At 52.1% G+C, this 5994-nt stretch carries 5 protein-coding genes; all 5 read right to left on the reverse strand.

Features of this window, described 5'->3' with window-relative positions; translation table 11 throughout:
- Nucleotides 1-568 (reverse strand): alanine--tRNA ligase-related protein (locus ACOYIE_RS08485; RefSeq protein ID WP_433412301.1); only part of this gene is annotated, 568 nt, incomplete at its 3' end.
- A 363-nt stretch (nucleotides 569-931) separates the two neighbouring features.
- The gene (locus ACOYIE_RS08490; RefSeq protein WP_433412303.1) at nucleotides 932-3217 is read right to left on the reverse strand and encodes an S-layer homology domain-containing protein; all 2286 of its coding nucleotides are present in this window, start codon (nucleotides 3215-3217) and stop codon (nucleotides 932-934) included.
- A gap of 13 nt (nucleotides 3218-3230) precedes the next feature.
- Complete coding sequence (locus ACOYIE_RS08495; RefSeq protein ID WP_433412305.1) at nucleotides 3231-4478, reverse strand: ABC transporter permease; 1248 nt, start codon at nucleotides 4476-4478, stop codon at nucleotides 3231-3233.
- Nucleotides 4475-5152 carry an ABC transporter ATP-binding protein gene (locus ACOYIE_RS08500; RefSeq protein ID WP_433412309.1) on the reverse strand — a complete coding sequence of 226 codons (678 nt, stop codon included), beginning with the start codon at nucleotides 5150-5152 and terminating at the stop codon, nucleotides 4475-4477. The genes ACOYIE_RS08495 and ACOYIE_RS08500 overlap by 4 nt, the downstream gene beginning before the upstream one ends.
- Nucleotides 5153-5247: 95 nt before the next feature.
- A partial coding sequence (locus ACOYIE_RS08505) for an efflux RND transporter periplasmic adaptor subunit (RefSeq protein ID WP_433412307.1) occupies nucleotides 5248-5994 on the reverse strand: 747 nt, incomplete at its 5' end.

Consider the following 5994-nt stretch of genomic DNA (forward strand, 5'->3'; position numbering starts at 1 on the left):
TGCAGCCCGGCTTATGGCAGCCATATTCTTCACCACGATCATAATAGATCTCCGAACACGGACCGCACGGACCGGAGCCATGCTCCCAGAAGTTATCTGCCTTGCCAAAACGGAAGATGCGCTCCGCCGGGATGCCGATTTCCTTATTCCAGATTTCAAACGCTTCGTCATCCTCCTCATAGATCGAAGGATACAGACGATCGGGATCAATGCCAACCCACTCCGGGCTGGTCAAAAATTCCCAGCTCCATGCAATCGCCTCACGCTTGAAGTAATCACCGAAAGAAAAGTTACCCAGCATTTCAAAGAAAGTGCCGTGGCGTGCAGTCTTGCCAACGTTTTCAATATCGCCCGTGCGGATGCACTTCTGGCAGGTGGTTACTCTGTGGCGCGGCGGCTCCTGCTCACCGGTGAAAAACGGCTTCATGGGCGCCATGCCCGAGTTGATCAGCAGAAGCGAAGCATCGTTCTGCGGAATGAGCGAAAAGCTCGGCAGGCGAAGATGTCCCTTGGTCTCAAAGAACTTCAGGTACATTTCGCGCAGCTCATTTAAACCTCTGTACTGCATAGTTATCCTCCAAAAAATTAGATTACAAATAAAAAAGCCTTCGCCCAAACGTCAGGGGCGAAAGCAATCTTCCACGGTACCACCCTAATCTGCACTGTTACCACAGCGCATCTCAGCGGTCCGGTATCGGGGACACAAGCCGGCCTGTTTTCGCAGGCTGCTCAGAAATGGCTGTTTTCCACCGTTAGCCGAGGGCTTGCACTCTCCCCTCTCGCTTACAGGGCGCAGCGCGGAAAACTCGTTTCTTCATCGCATTCAAATATGATAACGTGTATATTATGCCACCTTTCAGGCGAAATGTCAACAAAAAAACCGGCCTTTCGGCCGGTTTTCTGCTGTTTTTTTATACCGCCTTATGCGATCTTACGAGGCGATGATGACACGAATCTTGCCGCCTTCCTGTGCCGTTTTATTGGCATACACACGGAAGCTGCTGTAGTTGCTCTTGGCATTCTGCAAAGAGATGAACTCCTTGCGCGCGGTTACATAAACGCCAATATCATCGGCAAGATCATAATAACCGTTTTTGGTGCGAACGCCGCTCGAACCGTCAAAGGCAGAGACGCCTACCGTGTCCACAAGCGTCAGCGGAAGCGTAGACAGCGAACTGTTAACGGTATCCGAGCCGCTGGTATATCCCTTCGGGATGCCAACAGGCTTGCCGCCCAAACCAGAAGGCAGGGACAGCACCCGATATTCGTCAGACAGCGTTTTGCTGCCGTCCCAATGGGTAACAGACACATAATAGGTGTCATATGTGGTGGCCTGGCCATCCAAATCAGAGGAATCCACAGGCTTGGTAGAGCCATAGCCAATGCCGTAAATCCAGCTTTCACCCGTTACATCACCCATAACGATGGTTGTAATGGTACCTGCGCTGTCTGCAACGGTATAGCGAATATCCTTTGAAGCAACTGTCATCGCCGAGATATCCGACAAGCTGACCGCCGCGAGCGGCGCACCGGAGAGTACCTCCTCATAAATACGCACCTTGGGTGAAACAGCACTGTTGCCAAGCTTGCCGCTTTCCACCGACCAGCTTCCGGACGCCTTGCCGGAAAAGCTCTTCTTCGTCAGATATGCCTTGCCGTTGGAAGACTGACCGACTGATACCAGTCGTCCCATCAGGTCATTCAGTTTTTCCACATCGGTTTCAACGGACAGCGTCAGGCCGTTCGTCAGGGCCACTGTTGCCTTTTGTCCGTTCACGGCGGTAATGATGCCCTGCATATCCGCGCTGACTTCGCTCTTGGGATAAGCTGCAACCACGTCACCGGACTCGTTGAACAGCAACGTGATGTAGTCTTTGAGCTTGATGTTTTTAAAGGTCTCCGCCGCACTTTCCGAAATAAAGTATTCCTGTCCATACAGCGTTACAGTCTGCGGATAGCTGACTGTCGGTCCGCCTTCCAGATACTGTCCGCTGATGCGGGCATCGGAAATCAAAGCCTGACGGTTTACGCTGTCCAGCGTAACCACATCATACTTTTTCAGCTGCGACCGTTCGATAACAGCGCCGTTTTTGACGATTTTATACTCCTGCGGAATGCTGGCCGAATTCGCTACGCCATAAACAAACGAATGTGCTCCGGAAATACCGGCAGACGGCAGAACAGCCATCAGCTGAAGCGTGCCATATTCGTCATAATACAGCGTCAGTTTATCATTCGGTTGAATGCTTGCCCACATCTCATTGTAAGAGCCCGACTTATTTTCGCGTGCAACATAAAGCGTGGTATCGCGGCTTGGACGAAGCGTCTGCGCATCGGTTGTAATGCGGTCCGCCGCAACGGTGCGAACCGACAGGACTTCCTGCTTGTTGCTGTTCGGAACAATACCGAGGGCAACGTTTTCTCCGCCCTTGCCAATTACAATCGTACCGTGTACGCCAATCAGGCTGCGATCCAATGTGCCCGCCGTCTTGCGGGAGTTAATAGAACCGCCTTCAAAGAAGCGGGCTTCATTTGCAGCCAAACTGCTGTCTGTCTGACTGGTAGCCAGCAAAATGCAGTCCTTGACCGTGCCGGCAGCTACCTTGTCAAGCAGCATGCTGCCCTCATTGTCCTTCAGCGGCGCACCAAGCGTATTCATCAGCAGCGTTGCTGCATCCGAACGCTTGACAGCAGCCTTCGGATCGCTCGTGACGACTCCTTTTGTCAAACCAATCGACTGTGCCCGCGCAATATAATCCGCCGGCCAGAAGGGCCCAATATCCTTTTCCATATACCCCAACATACGCAGCAGCATAGTGCAGGCCTCACCCAGACTGACCGTCTTATCCGGCCCAAAGCTGCCGTCGGCATAGCCGCGAATGATGGCCTGTTTTTGCAGGTCCGGATGGCGTACCGCCGCATTGATGTATTTGGCAGCCCAGTGGTTGCTTTTTACGTCGGGGAAAATCGTGTAGCTGCCATAGGCACTCACATCGTTAAATCCCAATGCAGTAACCGCAAGTTTGCAAAACTGAGCCCTTGTCAATGCGCTGTTCGGATCAAACCGGTTGCCGCCTACGCCCTCCATAATACCGAGCGCGTTCAGAACAGAAGCTGTCTGCGCCAGCTTACTGTCCGATATATCAGAAAATGCGGCCGAAGCCGGCGCAATCACAAAGAGCAGCGCCAACAGCAGGCTGATTATCCGTTTTTTCATATCTCTTTCCTCCTTACTGTGTACGCAGTGCGTCAACTGGCTGCAGATTGGATGCTTTATTGGCTGGGTACAGACCGAAAATGATACCCAGCAGCGCAGAAAATAGAAATGCGCCAATAATCAGCCCTAAAGATGGCATTGCGGTAAAATTCTCAATCACAGGCGCCCACCCGCCGCTCTGTGCTTGCGGCAAAAGCAGCAGATTACCGAGAATAACCGATGCAAAGCACCCAAGGAAAATTCCAATGACGCCGCCGCAGCAGGAAACAACTGCGGCCTCAACCAAAAACTGGCCGATAATATCCCGCTTCCGAGCGCCGATTGCCATACGAATACCGATTTCACGGGTGCGCTCCGTAACAGATACCAGCATGATGTTCATAATGCCGATACCGCCTACCAGCAACGAGATACCGGCGATACAGCCGCCAAGCAGCGCCATCATATTGTTGGAGGCCTCCGCCTGTTCCTGCCACTGCGCGTTGGAGTAGACATCTACATAGCCGCCGCCAGTCTCCGAATCGTATTGTTTGGCCATAAAATCCTGAATTTGTTTAATGGTCGGCTCAATATCATTCTTGCTGGCAGCCTGCACATAATATTGTTTGCCGCTTTCTACGCTTCCCATCATACGCTGCTGCAGCGTATAGGGCAATACAATCATCTGGTCCTGCGAATTGAGTTTGCCGCCAAATTTGCCCTTATACACACCAACAACCTTAAAACTTGTGCCGCCAATCTGAATCGTCTGATCCAGCGGACTCATCGCACCAAAAAAGGCCTTGCGGACCGTTTCGCCGATAACACAGACTTTTGCAGCATTGCGGCAATCCATTTTGGACAGATCACGGCCTGCAGAAATAACATTGTTGGTGCATACGCCATAGTCTTGGTTGCCAAAATAAATTTGTGTGCTGTTCACATCCAGCGTTTTGGTGCGGTATTTAATGCCTTTGTTCTGCCAATCCCAATACTGGCTTTGCGGAGACCACGCCTTCACCTGGTCTTTCAGCTCCGTGTCCATATAATCTTCCAGCGCTTTCCAGTCTGCTGCGCGGGGACCCCAACCATAAATCTGAATCTGATTTGCCCCCATCGCCTCATACTGAAGCCTTTGCAGCGTGCTTGCCCCCTGGATAAAGGCAACAATTGCAATGACCGAAGCAACGCCGATAATAATGCCAAGCATGGTCAGAATCGAGCGAACTTTATTGTTCATCACCGATTTGAAGGCCATGCGCATCGTCTGCATCCAGTTCATACACCGATTCCTCCCTTCCCTGGTTCGTCAGAGATGATGTGTCCGTCCTGAATGGTCACAATACGCTTGGCCATCTGTGCCAAGTGATTGTCATGCGTAATCAGGATAATTGAGGTGCCCTGTTCGTTCAAGGCAGAAAGCTGCTCCATAATATCCCGACCGGATGCAGAGTCCAAATTGCCCGTTGGCTCGTCCGCCATGATAATCGGCGGCTTGGCCGCAATGGCGCGTGCAATTGCCACGCGCTGCTGTTGTCCGCCGGACATCTCCCCCGGCCGGTGGTCAATACGCTTCGCCAGTCCGACCGAATTGAGCGCATCCAAGGCGAGCTGGCGCCGTTCCTCCTTCCCTATGCCGCGATAAATAAGCGGCAGTTCAACATTTTCAACCGCAGTTAATGCGGGGATCAGGTTAAAGCCTTGAAAAATAAACCCAATCTCTCTGTTGCGGATACCGGACAGTACCGCAGGCTTCAGTTCGCTTACTGCCTGGCCGTTGAGGTAATAGGTTCCATATGTCGGAATATCCAGACAGCCGAGGATATTCATCAATGTGGATTTACCGGAGCCGGACTGTCCTAAAATGCAGAGAAATTCCCCCCACGGTACGGTCAGTGAGATGTTGTCCAGCGCCCGAACCTCGTTTTCTTTGCCTTCATTATAAATTTTGCTCATCTGGCGAACATCCACCAGAAGTTCAGAAGCAGCCTGCTGTTCAGACGCTGTTTCAGGCGGCGCCTGTTGTTTTTTCCAAAACATAGCGCCCCTCCTCAGCCTACCGCCGCCACTGTGCCGCCCATGCCCATATCATCGGCATACATATCGCCAAGCGCAAGGAATACGGTGGTACCTTCCTCAATTCCCCAAAGAATCTCCGTATTGCTGGAGTCAGAAATACCAACCTCAACCGGTACGAGTACGAAATCAGGCGGAACGCCTTCAGAGCCTTCAGGGATTGGGTATGCTTCCTCAAAGGTCTGCCCTTCTGCGGGTTTGGCAAACACGGCAGTGCCGTTTTCGGTGTTGACAACAGCCGCAGCAGGAACAATCAGGCAATCCATAGAAGAGGCAGTGGTAATCTTATAATCCGCGCCTTGGCCAATCGGAATGGACTGACCTTCAATGGGATCCAGCGTAATGACAGCTGGGAAAGTCGGCATACTGCCCTGACCGCCATTCGAGTTCTGAGATGGCTCAAGCGCAACAGAGTCTACCACACCGGAAAGCTGAATTTGCCCGTCATTTGTATACATGGTGAGCATTGCCGGCTGGCCCGGTGCAACGGCAGAAACATCGGTAGCAGTAATATCCGCCTTCAGGATAATATTGTTCAGATCTGCTACAACAGCCAAAGGCTCGGCGCCTGTTACCTCCTGATCGACCACGGCATTGATGCTGACAACCACACCGTCGATCGGAGAGGTAATTGTTGATTCTTCAATCAGCTTCTTCAGTTCCGCAATGCGCTCCTGCTTGTCCTGGACCAGCTTCTGCGCGCTGACTACTGCATTTTGAGC

Source organism: Agathobaculum sp. (assembly GCF_050946325.1).
Lineage (GTDB): Bacteria > Bacillota > Clostridia > Oscillospirales > Butyricicoccaceae > Agathobaculum.

Bases quoted from the DNA above. Each gene is read 5' to 3' on its own strand.
- ACOYIE_RS08490 (WP_433412303.1), bottom strand. From the start codon at position 3,217: ATGAAAAAACGGATAATCAGCCTGCTGTTGGCGCTGCTCTTTGTGATT.
- ACOYIE_RS08495 (WP_433412305.1), bottom strand. From the start codon at position 4,478: ATGAACTGGATGCAGACGATGCGCATGGCCTTCAAATCGGTGATGAAC.
- ACOYIE_RS08500 (WP_433412309.1), bottom strand. From the start codon at position 5,152: ATGAGCAAAATTTATAATGAAGGCAAAGAAAACGAGGTTCGGGCGCTG.